This window comes from Streptomyces sp. BHT-5-2 (genome assembly GCF_019774615.1).
Lineage (GTDB): Bacteria > Actinomycetota > Actinomycetes > Streptomycetales > Streptomycetaceae > Streptomyces.
In genome coordinates, this window is record NZ_CP081497.1 from 2616989 (window position 1) to 2631723 (window position 14735).

Annotated in this window: 10 protein-coding genes; 3 read left to right on the plus strand and 7 right to left on the minus strand. The window is 69.0% G+C overall.

The genetic code is table 11. The annotated features are described in order from the left end of the window. Positions 1–374: 374 nt before the first annotated feature. From K2224_RS39265 to K2224_RS39285, 5 genes are all read right to left on the minus strand, one after another. The gene (locus K2224_RS39265) at positions 375–1241 is read right to left on the minus strand and encodes a GNAT family N-acetyltransferase (RefSeq protein WP_221911855.1); all 867 of its coding nucleotides are present in this window, start codon (positions 1239–1241) and stop codon (positions 375–377) included. Between the two features lie 249 nt (positions 1242–1490). Continuing rightward, on the minus strand, positions 1491–2045 hold the full coding sequence (locus K2224_RS39270; RefSeq protein ID WP_221911856.1) for a hypothetical protein: 555 nt from the start codon (positions 2043–2045) through the stop codon (positions 1491–1493). A 610-nt stretch (positions 2046–2655) separates the two neighbouring features. Then, a complete protein-coding gene (locus K2224_RS39275) occupies positions 2656–3228 on the minus strand; it encodes a hypothetical protein (protein ID WP_221912271.1) in 573 nt (190 codons plus the stop codon). A gap of 144 nt (positions 3229–3372) precedes the next feature. Further along, a complete protein-coding gene (locus tag K2224_RS39280; protein WP_221911857.1) occupies positions 3373–4938 on the minus strand; it encodes an AMP-binding protein in 1566 nt (521 codons plus the stop codon). A 238-nt stretch (positions 4939–5176) separates the two neighbouring features. Further along, positions 5177–5866, minus strand: coding sequence for a DUF6333 family protein (locus tag K2224_RS39285; RefSeq protein ID WP_221911858.1), 690 nt, complete (start codon positions 5864–5866; stop codon positions 5177–5179). A gap of 178 nt (positions 5867–6044) precedes the next feature. On the opposite strand from K2224_RS39285, the gene K2224_RS39290 reads away from it, so the two are divergent. Beyond that, entirely contained in the window at positions 6045–8357 is a 2313-nt protein-coding gene (locus tag K2224_RS39290) for a hypothetical protein (RefSeq protein ID WP_260693841.1), read from the plus strand. A gap of 189 nt (positions 8358–8546) precedes the next feature. On the opposite strand, the gene K2224_RS39295 is transcribed toward K2224_RS39290, so the two are convergent. Beyond that, positions 8547–10274 carry an AAA family ATPase gene (locus K2224_RS39295; protein WP_221911859.1) on the minus strand — a complete coding sequence of 576 codons (1728 nt, stop codon included), beginning with the start codon at positions 10272–10274 and terminating at the stop codon, positions 8547–8549. A 242-nt stretch (positions 10275–10516) separates the two neighbouring features. Here K2224_RS39295 and K2224_RS39300 point away from each other — a divergent pair, with 242 nt between their 5' ends. Together K2224_RS39300 and K2224_RS39305 are read left to right on the plus strand one after the other, a co-directional pair. Further along, entirely contained in the window at positions 10517–11818 is a 1302-nt protein-coding gene (locus K2224_RS39300; RefSeq protein WP_260693843.1) for a hypothetical protein, read from the plus strand. Continuing rightward, positions 11799–12257 carry a hypothetical protein gene (locus tag K2224_RS39305; RefSeq protein ID WP_221911860.1) on the plus strand — a complete coding sequence of 153 codons (459 nt, stop codon included), beginning with the start codon at positions 11799–11801 and terminating at the stop codon, positions 12255–12257. Before K2224_RS39300 ends, K2224_RS39305 begins: the two co-directional genes overlap by 20 nt. Here the strand turns inward: K2224_RS39305 and K2224_RS39310 are convergent. Continuing rightward, positions 12228–14681 carry a tetratricopeptide repeat protein gene (locus K2224_RS39310; RefSeq protein WP_260693844.1) on the minus strand — a complete coding sequence of 818 codons (2454 nt, stop codon included), beginning with the start codon at positions 14679–14681 and terminating at the stop codon, positions 12228–12230. The genes K2224_RS39305 and K2224_RS39310 overlap by 30 nt on opposite strands. Positions 14682–14735: the final 54 nt, after the last annotated feature.

Below are 14735 nucleotides of genomic sequence, written 5' to 3' on the forward strand. Positions count from 1 at the left end.
CTTCATGGGCCACCCACCCCTGATCTCCCACCCCGGATCCTGTCTCAGGCTCAGCGTCCTGGACCTTCCGATCGTCGGCCTGACCTCAGAGTCGACGAACGAGCGCCGCAACCGCCATACGCAATGCCGCCAGACGCCTCTTAGGGTTCCTCTCCGTCCTCCTCGTCCTCGGTCTGACTGCCTGCTGTTCCCAAAACCGCGCCACCAGCCCCAAGAGGTAGGCAGACTCGCGGGAAGCGCACCGGCCGAAGAGTCCCGGAAAAAAGCCGGCCAGGGGCGCACGGTGAACTTGCCGTCACCTCACTTGTGCAGCCGGCTTGGTCAACTTTCCGCGCAGCGGCTCCAGCTTGCCCTGCATCCCGGTGTCCCCGGCGTCAGGCCGTCCGGATCCGGTCCCGCACCTCCGGCCGCACCCCGAACCCGGCCGCCTTGTACGTGGCGACGCCGCCGACATTGGAACTCGGCGTGCACACACGTACGCTCGACGAGCCCATTTCCCGCAGCGCGGCCGCCCCGGCCACAGTGATCGCCCGGCCGTAGCCGCGACCACGATGGTCCTCGTGGACGCCCATCGGCTCGACTAGCCCCGGCTTCCCCGGGCCGGCCGACCACACTGTCACCACCGCCGCCGCGCTGCCCTGGTCGTCATAGGCGGCCAGGCAGCGGGCGTCGGTGTAGAACGGTCCCGCCGACAGCGCGTGCAAGTACTCGCGCGTAGGCCGCGAGGTGTTGAACGCCGACCGCAGGACGTCTGCGAAGTCCTGTGCCTGCTCCGGGCCGATCGACTTGATCCGCACTCCGGGGTCCTCCACCGGCTCGGTGAGGTCACGGAAGAGCGGCGTCCACGGCTCATCGACGCCCCAGCCCTCCTTGCTCAGCAGGTCGTGGAGCAGCAGGCCCAGCGGGGCCTCGATGGACACCGTTCCTTCCGGCAGGACGCCACGCTCAGGCAGCGAGAAGTCCTCGACGAGCCGCCGCGCCAAGTCCTCATCCTGGAAAGCGTCCGGAGCGACCGTCATCCGCACCAGCGTCGGCGAGTCGAGCATCCCGACCGCGAGAATCCGCCCGTCCCGACTCCAGACCCGGACCACCGCGGCCGTCTCGGCTGTTCCGAACCGGTAGTTCCAGCCGATGTCCCCGGAATGCAACTGCATCGGGGCTTCGTTGTACTGCCACTCCCGCAGCGCGGCCATGGCCTCGCGTACGCCGTCGACAGTCGGCGTACCCAGCACAATCGTCATAGCCGGGATCAGACACTCCATCCCGGAGGTCCGCAACCGATTAACCGGGCCGGCCGCTGCCCCCGCAGCGGCCCGACCAAGAGCTTCTGCTCCCGCAATAGCCCAGCCAGCTTCGGTGACCCCGTTCCGCGCGGCGCGCGGTGATCCGCTTTCGCCAGGCGTCATGGCCGCTGGCCGGACCTCTCTGTGAAGTCCGGCCAGCGGCCAGGTATTTCGACTGCGGATCGAGCGGGATTCCGCTGGCTTGTCCTACGAGGCCGTCAGGGACTCGGTTCGGACCGTGTAGTTGAGGTGGGGCTGCGGTGCCGTCTGCTGTTGCTGCTGCTGTTGTCCCCCGCCTTGGTTACCTTCCTTGTTCTCCGAGCATCCGCACTGCTGGGCGTCGCTGCTCTTTTCTTCGTTGACCGGTCTGGCCTCCGGGGCTCTGGTCTCCGGGGCTCTGGTCTCCGGGCCTCTGGCTTCTGACCCTCGGTGCTCCGAGCCTCCGCCCCTGTCTTCTTCGCCGCCGCCCTTGCTTTCCTTGGGGAAGTCGGCGGTGTTGTTGCAGCCCATGGACGAGCCCATGGTGGTGTTCTGCGCACCCGCGGAGCCCTCGCCGTTGAGCAGGTTTCCGCCCAGACCGTTCGCGATCCCGACTTCGCCGAGGACGTCGACGTTCATGTCGTGCGACCTGCACTGGCTGCCCTGCTTGATGTCGAGGCCGGTGCCGCCCTTCTCGCCGTGGGCGTAGGAGGTGCCGGCGCCGAGGAAGCCGAAGCTGCCGAGGACGACGGCCACGACGGCAGTCTTCTGAAGCTTGCGCATTTCCTTCTCCGGTGGTCGATGGATGCAATCCGGGATATAGCGACTTCTTACAGTCACAAGAGGCTAATACGAGATATGCCGTAGATGTTCGGCGGCGCGCCGAGCTCGAGTGCGACGCGAACGGGTGGCTGTATCAAGGCAGTCGTAGAGCCCCCGCCCTAACGGTCCAATATGGGGTTAAGTGTTGATCATTTGAAATGGCCTCTATGTGGTTGCGAGTTTGATCCTCGCCCACGAAGCCGTCGCGGCAACGGGAGTCCCGCGGCAGGCGATTCGCCGACGGGCTTCACGAGCGAAGATCCGCCGGTTCTCTGGTAAGAACCGGCTCACCAGAAACGGGCGCACGAGTGCACGACCACGTACGCGCAGGCCCGCTCCCCGAAATCCCGCTGCCCGAGGGGCTGCGGATCGTCCATGTCTGCCGCGCCCACGAGGTACACGGGCGTGTGGCCGATGCGGTCGGGCAGCACGCCGAAGAGCGGGGTGAGGGCCCCGGTCGCGAGCGGATTGTCGAGTGCTGTGCCACGCTGCGGCCAAGAGGACCAGGGGCCACGGCGCTTGGGGGCGCCGTGCTCGGTTGTACGGATGGCTGGTGTCAGGTCGTACGGGTTCAGGCGTCGGAGGGGACGGATTCGAGGCGAATGCTCTGGCCGATGCCGAAACGGTGGGCGAAGCCGTAGAAGAGGTCGAAGGCGGCATGGTCTTGGAGGGCGAAGCCTGTGGAGTCGAAGGCGGTCCGGGAGAAGCGGAGGGGTTCGGCGAATGGCAGGTCGGAGGCGAGGTCGAGGGTGCTCGGGTCGATGTCCTCCGGGGCGAGTTGCTGGCATTCCCCTTCCCGCATTGCCTGTTCCACGTGGTCGGGGCAGACGAACGCGTCCTTGAGCACGGCGGACGGGTTCTCCGCCTGGCCGGGGAGATCGGCGCCGATGGCGTGGATGTGCGCGTGCGCCTTCAGTCGCGCTCCGTTCAGGACCGGGCCCTTGCCGACGTCTACGGAGGTCGCGGTGCAGATGACGTCCGCCCGGGATTCGACGTCGTCCGGCGCGGCGACCCGGACGTCGAGCCCCCGGAACTCCAGGCACTTGGGGAGGGAGTGGCTGTGCTCTCGGTGACGTCCTCGCGAACGGTCGCGAAGTCGCCGTGGAATTCGCGGACTTCCTCGAACTGAACGAGGATCGGCAATCCGCCCGACGGGAGACCGACTTCCTCGCCCCGCTGATCTGAGTAGGACATGGCGTCATTGGCGTCGCCGACGACCGCCGTCTCTCATCCCCTCGTGAGGAGCGGGGCACGCCCGCTCCTCACGAGCGACCCACCGCAGCTACCGTCAGGCGCCGAGCATGGCCCGCAGGCGCTGCTTGTCGGGCTTGCCGACGGGGGTGAGCGGGATGTCCGGGACGATGTGCACGGCGGCCGGGGCGCTCAGCGCGCCCTTGCGCTCGGTGACGAAGTCCCTGAGTGCGCCGTGCTCGGGGCGGTGCCCGGCCGCCGGGACGACCGCGATGTGCACTTCCTCGGTGGCGTCCGCGCCCCGTGCGCCGAACACCGCGCAGTGGGCGATCGCCGGGTGGGTGAGCAGCAGGTCCTCCAACTCGTGGGTGTAGACGTGGCCACCCACGACGATGATCATGTCCTTGAGGCGGTCGACGATGTAGAGGTAGCCGTCCTCGTCGAGATAGCCCACGTCACCGGTGTGCACCCAGCCGTCGCGCACGACTTCCGCCGTGAGGTCGGGGCGTCGCCAGTATCCGCTCATGGTCTGTCCGGAGCGCACCCGTACCTCTCCGACCTGCCCGGTGGGCACGGGGCTGCCGTCCTGGGCGTCGTGGATGGCGATGTCGACACCGGGGATCGCCCGTCCGACCGAGGGCTGTCCGTTCTCGGGCAGGTCCTGGTGTTCCTCCGGCCCGAAGACGGTGACGGCGCCCGCTTCGGACTGCCCGTATCCGCCGTACAGGACCGCGCCGAAGACCTCGTGGGCCCGGCGCAGACGCGACGCGGAGGCGGCGCAGCCGCCGTAGCTGATGCGGCGGACGCTGCTCAGGTCGGTGGCGGCCAGGGCGGGGTGGTCCAGCAGCCGGTAGATCAGCGGTGGCAGCAGCCACAGGTGCGTGATCCGCTCCCGCTCCACGGCCGCGAGGACCTCGCCCGGCTCGAACTCCCGCTGCAGCACGATCGATCCGCCCGCCAGCAGGGTGGCGTCGACGATGTTGCCCGCGACGTGGGCCAGGGGAGTGCAGACCAGGAAGCGCGGCGGCGCGCCGGAGCCGAAGGAACCGAAGGCGAGCATGTCCTGGTAGGGACCGTGCGCCATCCGTACGCCCTTGGGCACGCCGGTGGTCCCCCCTGTATGCCGGATGCACCAGTCGTCCTCGGGGCGGGCGGCCCCTGGCACGGGGTCGGCCGGGTGCCGCGCGGCGCTCGCGAGCAGGTCCTCGCCCAGCGGGCTGGGCCCGAAGGCGTACACCCGTGGCGGGCGGGCCAGGCTCAGCAGCCGCTCGGCGGCCTCCGGCGAGTCAGGCTCGACGACCAGCAGGTCGGTGTCGACGCTGCGGGCGATCTTGGCCAGGACGTCGGGTGCCATGCCCTGGTAGAGGGAGACCACCCGGGCGCCCAGCAGGTTGGCGGCGTAGCGGGCGGCCAGCGCCTCGGGGCGGTTACCGGAGAAGAGCGAGACGGTGCTGCCGCGCCCGATGCCCTGGGCGGCCAGCTCCCGGGCGAAGCGGTACACGGTGTCGCGGAACTCGGCCGCGGTCACCTGCCGGCCGTCGGCGGCGGTGATCACCGGCTGGGAGGGATGGCCGGACAGAACGTCGGCTATGGCCTCGACGTAGCAGCGGAAGGCGGTACCAGAAGTCGAAAACACCGGAGATGCAGGGAAATTGGGGTGCATAGAGTCTCTCTCCCTACTTTGTAGGCGATTGCTACTGAACGGGAACGCTACCTTCCGGTAACCGCAGACAAGCGAAGCGCGGGTGAACAGCAGGTGAGCACCGGGGCCGGCGCGCAACCGCAGCTCCAGCTGGTTGCGGCCCGGCTCCTTGCCTGGTCCACCGGGAGCGGGACAAGGGCGCCGGCGCGGCCCGGCTTCGTTGAGTGGGGCCGTCGGGCATCTGCCGTACCCGGTCCGTTCAGTCCTGGTGCCAGACCTCTTCCATGCCGTCCTGGGTGTCCTCGGAGCGGGTGACCTTGAAGACGGACACCATCAGGGCCTCGCCTGCCAGGGGGATGTGGAGGCCGCACGAGATGAGGTCGAGGTAGTCGCCCCAGATGAAGCCGTCGGGGTTGTCGTAGTCGAGGGCTTCGGTTCCAGGGCCGTACGGGTCGATGTCGCAGGCCCGAAGGGCGTGGATGAGGTCGCCGGTGACGTCCATCGCGTCCCAGCCGTCCGCAGAGACGCGGGGGGCACCGGGGACGTGGATCAGGTACTTGGCGTAGGTCTGGGAGAAGTCCATCTCGCATGCGGCGGCGATGCGGGCGTCAGGGTGGGCCTGGAGCTGTGCTTCGAAGGCGTTGTCGAGGTTGTAGGTGGTGGTGCCGTTCTCGCCGAAGGCGGGGTCGGTGATCTGGACTGCGTTGCCCCAGCAGCCGATGGTGACGGTGTCGACGTCATCGAGGCTTCTGGGCGAGCCGACATCCCGGCGTGCGATGGGGTGGAGTTCTTCAACTACGTCGGCGACTGTGGGGAGTTCGCGGACGATGCGGCGCGCACGTTCGAGGTCGTGGGCGGGGGCGTTGCGGATGGAGTGCCGGTCGTAGCGGGGTGGGGCTGGGGGGTGGATTCGGGTGATCTGAGTGAGGCTGTGAGGCAGCGGGCGCATAGCGGTTGAGCTTACGGCTTGGGCGCCGTCCGGCTGGGCGATGAGGGCGACACACCGTCAAATTCCTTATATGGATGAAGAGTTGGCCAGCTAGTGTGAGCACGTTGGCGGTGTCATGTCAGGGGGGCACACACCGCTCGCTGTCTGTCCCAGCAGCCCCCATGGATGGGGACGAAGCTTGAAATCCATACATTTGCGCGTCAGGGCGCGTCTGGCTTCGGCCGCGGCAGTCGCCGCGGCGGGCCTCCTGCTGGCCGGCCTTCCCGGTCTGCACAGCGACGCCCACGCGGCCGGGAAACCGCTGGATCCGGGCATGCCGTGCAAGGACTATTACGGCCTTGCCGATGTGCAGGCCGTCACCCAGCTGCCGGAATTCGACGCCTCGCGGGCGAAGGCTCAGTGGGACACCTACGAGTACGAGAACCCGGGTAAGCAGTGGGACGGGCTCCAGGCCCCGTCCGAGGCGGACGTCGCGAGGCTGGAGGATCTGCCGACGCAGCCGCCGAAGAGCAAGCCGATCGACCGGATCTGGTGGACATGGCTGCGCGCAAAGGAGAAGAACCCGAACGCCTGGGGCGACTTCGACACCTGGCGTGACGTCCGGCTGATCCGGAACGCCGGCAACGACCCGCGCGGCAAAGCCTTCGAGAAGAAGGTGATCAAGGACCACGGTCTGACGGGGCCGGAGTGGATCTGCCAGAAGGAGGTGGAGTTCACCGACCCGGACACCGGAAAGACCTATCGCCGGCAACTCGACGCCTACAACACCAAGACCAAGCAGATCCTGGAGATCAAGTCCAACGGGAGTCCCGACCCGAAGCAGATCCCCAAGGACATCGCCTGGTCGAAGGACCCGAAGTGGTCCGACTCGAAGATGAAGTACATCTACGCCGAGCCGCAGGACAAGTCGGCGCGTGACCTGAAGGACGAACTGCGCAAGAACGCGGGCGCCGACCGGGTCACCGAATACAACTACCGCTCCGACAAGGTGGAGAAGGCGCCGAGCGGCGGCGTCAGGAGCAAGTCGACGCTGTTGCAGCCCCCGGGGCAGGAGGGTGTCTCCCGAGGCGGGGCCACGGACTCGATCCGCGAGTCCCGACCGAGCCCGAAGAGCATGGCGGACTTCCTGAACCGGAAGAACGCCGCCGACCCCAGCAGGCTGTCGCCGAGGGGGACGGGCGGGGTCGACTTCACCACCCTCGAACTGCGGTATGTGGGCAAGCCGGTCAAGGGCAAGGGTCTGGACTACGGGTTCTCCGCGAAGGAAGACCCCACCGAGCACTCCGGCTGGGGCGGCAAGGCGAAGTCGCAGCTCATCTCGGATGCGTTCTTCACCTGGCTCGCGCTGACGCCGGAGAAGTTCTGGGTGAACCTGAACCCGGACCAGCCGGACCGCGTCATGGATGACAAGTTCGCGTCCACCGACGCGGGCCGCGTGCTCCTCGAAGCCGACCTTCAGATGAAGCACGACTTCTTCAAGACGATGGACCCCGAGACCGATCTCGGTAAGCGGTTCTGGGCGGCGCTGCCCAGGGAGAACGGCCGACCGTGCTTCGGCGGGATCCGGAACTGGATCGAGCCCAAGCCCGCGGTGGTCCGCGAGCAGGACGGCGGGATCTACATCCTGGACGCCCCGCTGCGGCTGAAGTCCACCCCGCAGGACTTCGCCACCCAGCCCGGCGGCGAAGCGATATGCCACCCCAGCAAGGCCGAACGGCAGCAGGCCCAGGCGGTCATCGACCAGATGATCGTCCCCACGGTGGAGAAGACCATCAACACGGCCCCGCAGTACGCGGACCTGCGCCGCGTCTACACCGCCCGCGTGGCCGCGGAGTGGATCCGCCTCCAGGACGCCAAGACACCCACCGACTACCACAAGCTCATCAACAGCAACGACGTGAAGGCGTGGCCGCTGCGTGCGCCCAACCAGAACTGGAACAAGGACGAGCTGTTCCAGCGGTACCGGAAGATCTTCCTCGATGGCGAGTTCCGGTACAACGTGGACACGGCCCGGGGCGTGACGGTCTACATCGTCGGCGGCGTCGACTTCTCCAAGTCTCCCAAACACGACATGGCCAAGGGCCGGTTCCAGGCTGAACACCGCTACCTTCCCCGGCAGACGCAGACGTCGGTCAAGACGATGACGGACAACACCGACGCCGACGGCGCCCTCCTGCTCGGCGGCAACACCGACGCCACGGACACCAGCGGCGGCGACAAGCCGGGCCCGACGCCGACACCGACGCCAACCACACCGGGCAAACCGTCGCACGACCCGACCACCCCGGCACCGTCCACACCGCCGTCCACCCCGCCTACCACCACCGGCGGTAGCAGCGGCGGACAGAACCCGAAGGACCCCGGCGGAGACCTCGCCCACACCGGATTCGACACCCCCATCGGGCTGATCACAGGTATCGCCGCCGCGCTCACCGCTGCCGGTGGCGGCCTCGTCTGGTGGATGCGACGCCGCAAAACCGTCAAGAGCTGACCACCCCTGAACCACGGTGGCCCTGTCCGCCCAACGGCGGGTACAGGGCCGCCGTGCGCAGCGACACGGGCAGGACCAGGGGCGCCTATCGGAGCGCAGGAGCAGTCCACCGATTTTTCCCCTCCCCCCGAGCGTGCGTACACCCCTGCCAGGCATCGTCGCCCGGCAGGGCGTCGTCATGGGACGACGTCAGGTAGCGGTCACACCGTCGCAGAGCTCCTGGTACGCCTGGGAGACGTCGGCGACCCGTACGGTGGTGATCTCTTCGCGGGTGAGTGTGCCGGCGCCTCCGTGGAGTTCGTACAGGCGCAGGTCGCGATGTGCGGTGGCCTTGCGGCACAGTTCGCGGGCGAAGCGGCCGTTGCCGAGCTGGTCGACGAGCTCGTCGTCCACGGCGCGCCCGCAGCAGGCTTCGAGGACGGTGGCCGCGTCCTCGTCCAGGACGTCGCCCTGGGCTTCCAGGAGGTTCTGGGCGATCTGTACGAGCTCGTCGGCGGAGTAGGACGGGAAGTCCACGCGTGTGGTGAACCTGGACGCCAGACCGGGGTTGGTCGCGAGGAGTTCGGTGATCTCGTGCGGGTAGCCGGCCAGGACGACGACGAGGCGGTCGCGGTCGTCCTCGGCCCGCTTGAGCAGGACCTGGAGCGCTTCGTCGCCGAAAGCGTCGCCGCCGGAGTAGCCGCTGTTGGACAGCGCGTACGCCTCGTCGATGAACAGGACGCCGTCGAGTGCCGAGTCGATGACCTTGGTGGTCTTGATGGCCGTCTCGCCGAGATGCTGACCCACCAGGTCGACCCGTTGCGCTTCGACGACCTGGCCCTGTTCGAGCAGCCCGAGCCCGGCGAACACTTTGCCGATCACGCGGGCGACGGTCGTCTTTCCGGTCCCCGGTGGGCCGGCGAACACGAAGTGCTGCGGGGCGGAGTTCGCGGGGAGTCCCTGTTCCCTGCGTACGGCGGCCATGCGCAACTGTGCGACGAGGGTACGCAGTTGGCGCTTGATGGCTTCGAGGCCCACCATGCCGTCCAGCAGCTTCATCGCTTCGGTCAGGAGGAGCTCTCGACTCTGGGAGTCGTCGGAGTCGGCGTCGGATGACGCAACGTCGACGGCGGGGTCTGCCGGAGGCGGGGTCTGCTGCGCTGGTGTTGCATGGGCCTGGACGGTGACGGTGACGGCCTGGGCGCGGGTGGCGACGTCCGCGAGGTTGGGGAAGCAGCGGAAGGCGTACTGGAAGTGCCGCAGGGCCTCTTCCTGTTGCCCGAGCCCGTCGTGTGCAAGGCCCCGCACATAGGCGACCTCGCCGTCGAACCGGCTTTCCCGCTCCAGAGCCCGGGGGAGTGGCGCGAGGACGTTGAGCGCCTCGTGGAACACGTGCTGTTCGACGAGGGCGCGGGCCACGTACAGCTGGGACTCGTCACGGAAGAACGCGTCGGTGATGTTCCGTGAGAAGTGCAGGACAAGGGACCAGTCCTGCTTCAGGAAGGCGTAGCGGGTGCACGCGAATCGCGTCTCGTCGCAGTCCAGGTACGCCTCTCCCAGCGACTGCCAGGCCGCGTCCAACCGACCTTCGTCGAGGAGTTTCGACACGATGGCGAGCCAGAGGTCACGCGCGGTCTCAAGTCGGAAAGAGACATAAACCCCAAGGTCGAAACGCGACTTGAGCGGCATGCCGTACTTGCTGCGCAAGGCGCCGAACGAGCCGTGGTGGCGCGACATCTCGTCGACGGCCTCCGCCTGACGACGCCCCGTGGCGTGCAGACCCAGCCAGGCATCGGCGGCCGAGGGGTCGTACTGGATGGCCTGTTCGAAACGGCTGGCGGCCCAGTCCACCTGGCCCTGCCGCAGGAACCCGACCCCCTCCGCCCAGGCACGCTCACACCGTTTGGCGGAGTACCACGGCGTGGACGCTCCCGGCATCCCTTCCCCTCTCCCCTGGGCAGCAGCAGCCGACGGTTTTTTCCGGAGCGCGATTATTCCACGGCGGTTCACCACTCGTGGCGCCCCGGCGGGTGCCGGCCGCCACCCCCCCTTCGGCACGGGAAGCCCGAACGGGTAGTCCGACGTGCACTGCAAGGATTCGTCCAGCCCCCGGCAAGCCTTCCGTCGCGCATGGCGGGCATGTCCCCGGCGGACCACCCGAACGTGACGACTGGGGGAACATGTCTACCGTCATCGGGCCCACGGGGGCCGTACAGAGGGACCCCGGCCAGTGGCTGACGCTGCCCGGGTGCAAGAAGATCCTGTTCATCGTTCACACCGAGGTGTACGGACGGCGGTTGTGCGATCTGCTGCCGCTGCTGGAATCCGATCTGCGGGTCCAGGTGGTGTTCACCCTCGCCCCGCATGCGTTCAACAGCGGAGCGGACCGGCTGCTGAGGTCCCTGGGAGCCACCGTGCTGCCCTGGGAGCAGGCCGTACGCACCGAATTCGACCTCGCTCTGGCAGCCGGCTCCCAGGGGACCGAGCGGGTGTGCGCGCCGCTGATCCGCCTGCCGCACGGCGCCGGGCACGTGAAGCTGTCCCGCGTGGCGGACGACCTGCCGGGAACTCCGCGGAGCGTGGGCGGCCTGGGGCGCAAGTATCTGACGTGGGACGGCAAGGTCGTGCCCAAGGCACTCGGACTGGCGCACCATGACGAACTGGCGCAACTGGAGCGTTCGTGTCCCGAGGCCCTGCCGATCGCGGAGGTGGTGGGCGACGCGTGCTACGACCGGATCGCGGCGAGCCTGTCGCTCCGGGAGCGCTACCGGAACGCCCTGGGGCTCCGGCCCGGTCAGAAACTGGTGCTCGTCACATCGACCTGGGGTACGGGTTCGTCGTTCAACCGGCTCGATGCGCTGCTGCCCCGGCTCGTGGCCGAGCTCCCGCGGCACGTCTACCGCACCGCGATCCTGGTGCACCCGAACGTCTGGGCGGGGCACGGCAGTTGGCAGGTGGAGGCATGGCTTGCGACGTGCCGGCGCTTCGGCATCACGGTGCTTCCCCAGGAGGTGGACTGGCGTCCGCCACTGATCGCCGCGGACTGGGTGATCGGTGACCACGGGTCGGTCACGCTCTACGCCACGATGACCAAGGCGGCGATCCTGCTCGCCAGGTTCCCCGAGCGCGACGTCAACCCGAACTCCCCGGGGGCCGAGCTGGCGCTGGCGGCCCCCGCGCTGTCGCCGGCGCACCCCCTCACGGAGCAACTCGCCTACGCCGCTGCCGAATACCCCGAACAGGACTACGCGCGGATCGCCGAACGCATCTCCTCCCAACCGGGCCGCTTCAACCGGAACATGCGACGGCTCGTCTACCGGCTCCTCGGCATCGGCCAACCCGCGTACAACCCGGCGACGGAGGTGTTGCCGCCGCCGGAACCGCTCGTCGGGGCACGCGGCGGGCGGCCGCTGCGCCGCAGGGGCAACGGGCGTCACCGCCAAGGCCGTGGGGGGTGCGAACGTGCGCGCGACGACAACTGAGCACAGCCCGGCAAGCGGTGTGCTGATCGTGGGCGACCGCGCCACGGTGATCGTCCCGAACCACGACTGCTTCGGCGTCGACCTCGACTCCTGTGCCGACGAGACGGCGCGGCAGTGCGCCGACGTGCTGTACGGCGCCGGCGGCCTACGGCAGGCGCAGGGGCTGCTGGGCCGCTATCCGGGCTGTCTGTTCGTGCTCTTCCGTACCGGCAGCTCGCGCTGTCTCGCCGTCATGCGCACCGGCGCCCGCGCCATGACGACGGTCAGCTGTGACCGGGTCCCCCGCGGAGGGGACCAGGTGCTGTTCGCCGCGCTGCTCCATGCCTGGGTGGCGGCGCTGCTGCCACTGGACTGGCTGGCGTCCGCGGTGTTCGTGTGCGCCGGAAGGGCGTATCGATTCAGGACCTCGTCAATCGGACTCGGTGCCGGCAGCGGGTAATCGTGCCCGCAGACGACGGGCGTCGCTCTCACTGACGGGCTCGTACAGGGCCAGGGACCGCTCGTAGCAGTCCCTGGCCCGTAGTGCGTGTCCATGTTCCTCGGCCGTCTGCCCGAGGAATTCCCATACCCGGGCCTGCCAGTGGACCGAACCGGTCACGGTGAACTCGCCGAGCGCCTGATCGAGCAGCCGCGTGGCGAGAGCGAGGCCGCCGGGTACCCGGCCATGGGCACGGCCGAGCAGGGCGAGCGCCCGCGCGGCATCGTAGGGGTCGCACCGGGCGAGCAGCTCTTCCCGTGCGCGGGCCAGCAGCTCGATCGCGTCCGCCGGGCGGCCTGCGGCCAGGGCCAGTTCGCCGAGGGAGAGACGGGTGAGCGCGGCTCCCCGATGGTGACCGATCTCCTCGCGCAGGGCGAGCGCCGCGGTGAAGTAGGACCCCGCACGCTCCCCGCGACCGGCGAGCAGATGCGACTGCCCCAGACCGTGCAACGCCTGGGCCTCGGCCCGGCGATCACCGCTGCCCCGGGCCTCGTCCAGTGCCTGGGTGAACCACTCCACGGCGGTGTCGTGGTGCCCGGCATTACGGAGCCCCACACCGCCGGAGGTGAGCATCCGGCTCTCGCCCTCCCGATCGCCGTCCCGGCGCGCCGCGGCCAGCCCGATCTCGTGTGCCTCGATCCACAGGTCGTACGGTCGCAGTCGCAGGAACAGGGGGAACATCGCGTCGACCAACTGCCAGGCGGTCGAGTCCCAGCCGCTCTCCGCCGCGATGCGCACCATGGCCATGAGGTTCGAGCGTTCGGAGTCGAGCCAATCCAGTGCCGCGGCCTCGTCGTCGAACACGGGCGGCGGCTCGGGTTCGAAGTCATAGGTACGGCTGAGCCGGCGATGGCTCGGGGTCAGCAACGCCTCGGCGGCCGTCGCGGTGGCCAGATAGAGATCCGTGACACGGCGTACGACCGCTTGCCGCTGATTCGGAGAGTCCGCACCGGCGGCGGTCTCGTCGGCGTGAGCCCGGACCAGGTCGTGCATGCGAAAGCGCTCGGTACCGTCGATACGGTCCGACGGCAGATCCTCGACGAGGTTGTTCTCGACCAACTCGTCGAGGAGCGGCCCGATTTCCTCCGGCGTGACTCCGCAGGCACAGGCGGCGACCCGTCTGTCGAACATCACCACGGGAGCCAGCCCCAGGCACCGATAGGCACGCGCGGCATCGGGAGGCAGGGCCCGGTACGACTCGTCCAACACCGTGCGCACGGCGCGTTCCCCCTCGGCGCGCAGGGCAGTCAGCGCTCCTCCGCCGGCGCCCAGGGTTCCGACCATCGCCGCCAGGGGCTGCTGGGGACGCGCGGCCAGTCGCGCAGCGGCCAGGCACAGGGCGAGTGGCAACCCTGCGCACAGGGCCGCCACTTCCCGCGCCTCGGCCCGTTCCCGGTCGACCCTCTGGACACCGATCCTGCGGGCCAGCAGTTCCACGGCGGAGGCCCCCTCCAACAGGCCGAGTTGATGAAAGGCGGCGCCGTCGACACCGAGACTGGTGAGCCGGCGGCGGCTGGTGACCACCACCAGGCCACCGGCAGCACCGGTCAGCAGTGGACGCACCTGAGCGGCACTGAGCGCGTTGTCCAGCATGACGGCGACCCGCAGCCCCGCGGTGGCGGAGCGCCATAACGCCGCCTGTTCGGCCAGCTCGGCCGGGATCCGGTCGATGCCGTAGGCGCGCAGGAACTGGCCCAACACCTCACCGGGCCGCGCGGGCGCGTCGGGGGAGTGGCCGCGCAGGTCCACGTACAGCTGTCCGTCGGGGAACGCGCCGCCCTCGCTGAGGCGGCCCAGCCAGCGGGAGGCCAGCGCAGTCTTCCCGACCCCCGCGGAACCGCTCACCACCACGACGAACGGCGTGCCGGCCTGGCGCCCTTCCGCCAACAGCCCGTCCAGAGCGGCGAGGTCACCGTCACGCCCCGTGAAGTGTGGGGGACCGGCGAGAAGTTGACGCGGGACCGGTAACCGGTTTTCCGCGGGGGACATGGTGACCTGATGGAGGTGGACGTCGCCATGCACCTCACGCGATTGCAGGGTGGGTCCGGTGACCTGCGCAGATCCGCCGATGGTGTTCACGGCGTCGAAGGATACGGGCGGTTCGGTCCGTGCGAGCCAGCCTCGTAGGTCCCGGGCGAACGGCGGGCTGGATCGCGCTTCCTCGGTCAGGCGCGTGGCGAGGAGACGGAGGTGGCCGAGGTCATGCGGGGCTTGCCACGCCGCCGCCACCATGTGGGACAGCGTGTCGGGTCCGCCCGGTGGGGAATCTGGAGGCGCGGAGGACGGCCCCGAGGCGAGGACCAGATGCGCCAGCTCCTGCCAGGCCCGTTCCCCGGCAGCCTCGGTCAGAGCCGGAAGGAGCTCCTGAACGGTCACCGGATCCACGTCGGCCGCCTTCCTCCCGTCCGCACGACGGAGCACAGGACTGACCACTCGCTT

Bases quoted from the DNA above. Each gene is read 5' to 3' on its own strand.
- K2224_RS39265 (WP_221911855.1), bottom strand. From the start codon at position 1,241: ATGACGATTGTGCTGGGTACGCCGACTGTCGACGGCGTACGCGAGGCC.
- K2224_RS39270 (WP_221911856.1), bottom strand. From the start codon at position 2,045: ATGCGCAAGCTTCAGAAGACTGCCGTCGTGGCCGTCGTCCTCGGCAGC.
- K2224_RS39280 (WP_221911857.1), bottom strand. From the start codon at position 4,938: ATGCACCCCAATTTCCCTGCATCTCCGGTGTTTTCGACTTCTGGTACC.
- K2224_RS39285 (WP_221911858.1), bottom strand. From the start codon at position 5,866: ATGCGCCCGCTGCCTCACAGCCTCACTCAGATCACCCGAATCCACCCC.
- K2224_RS39295 (WP_221911859.1), bottom strand. From the start codon at position 10,274: ATGCCGGGAGCGTCCACGCCGTGGTACTCCGCCAAACGGTGTGAGCGT.
- K2224_RS39300 (WP_260693843.1), top strand. From the start codon at position 10,517: ATGTCTACCGTCATCGGGCCCACGGGGGCCGTACAGAGGGACCCCGGC.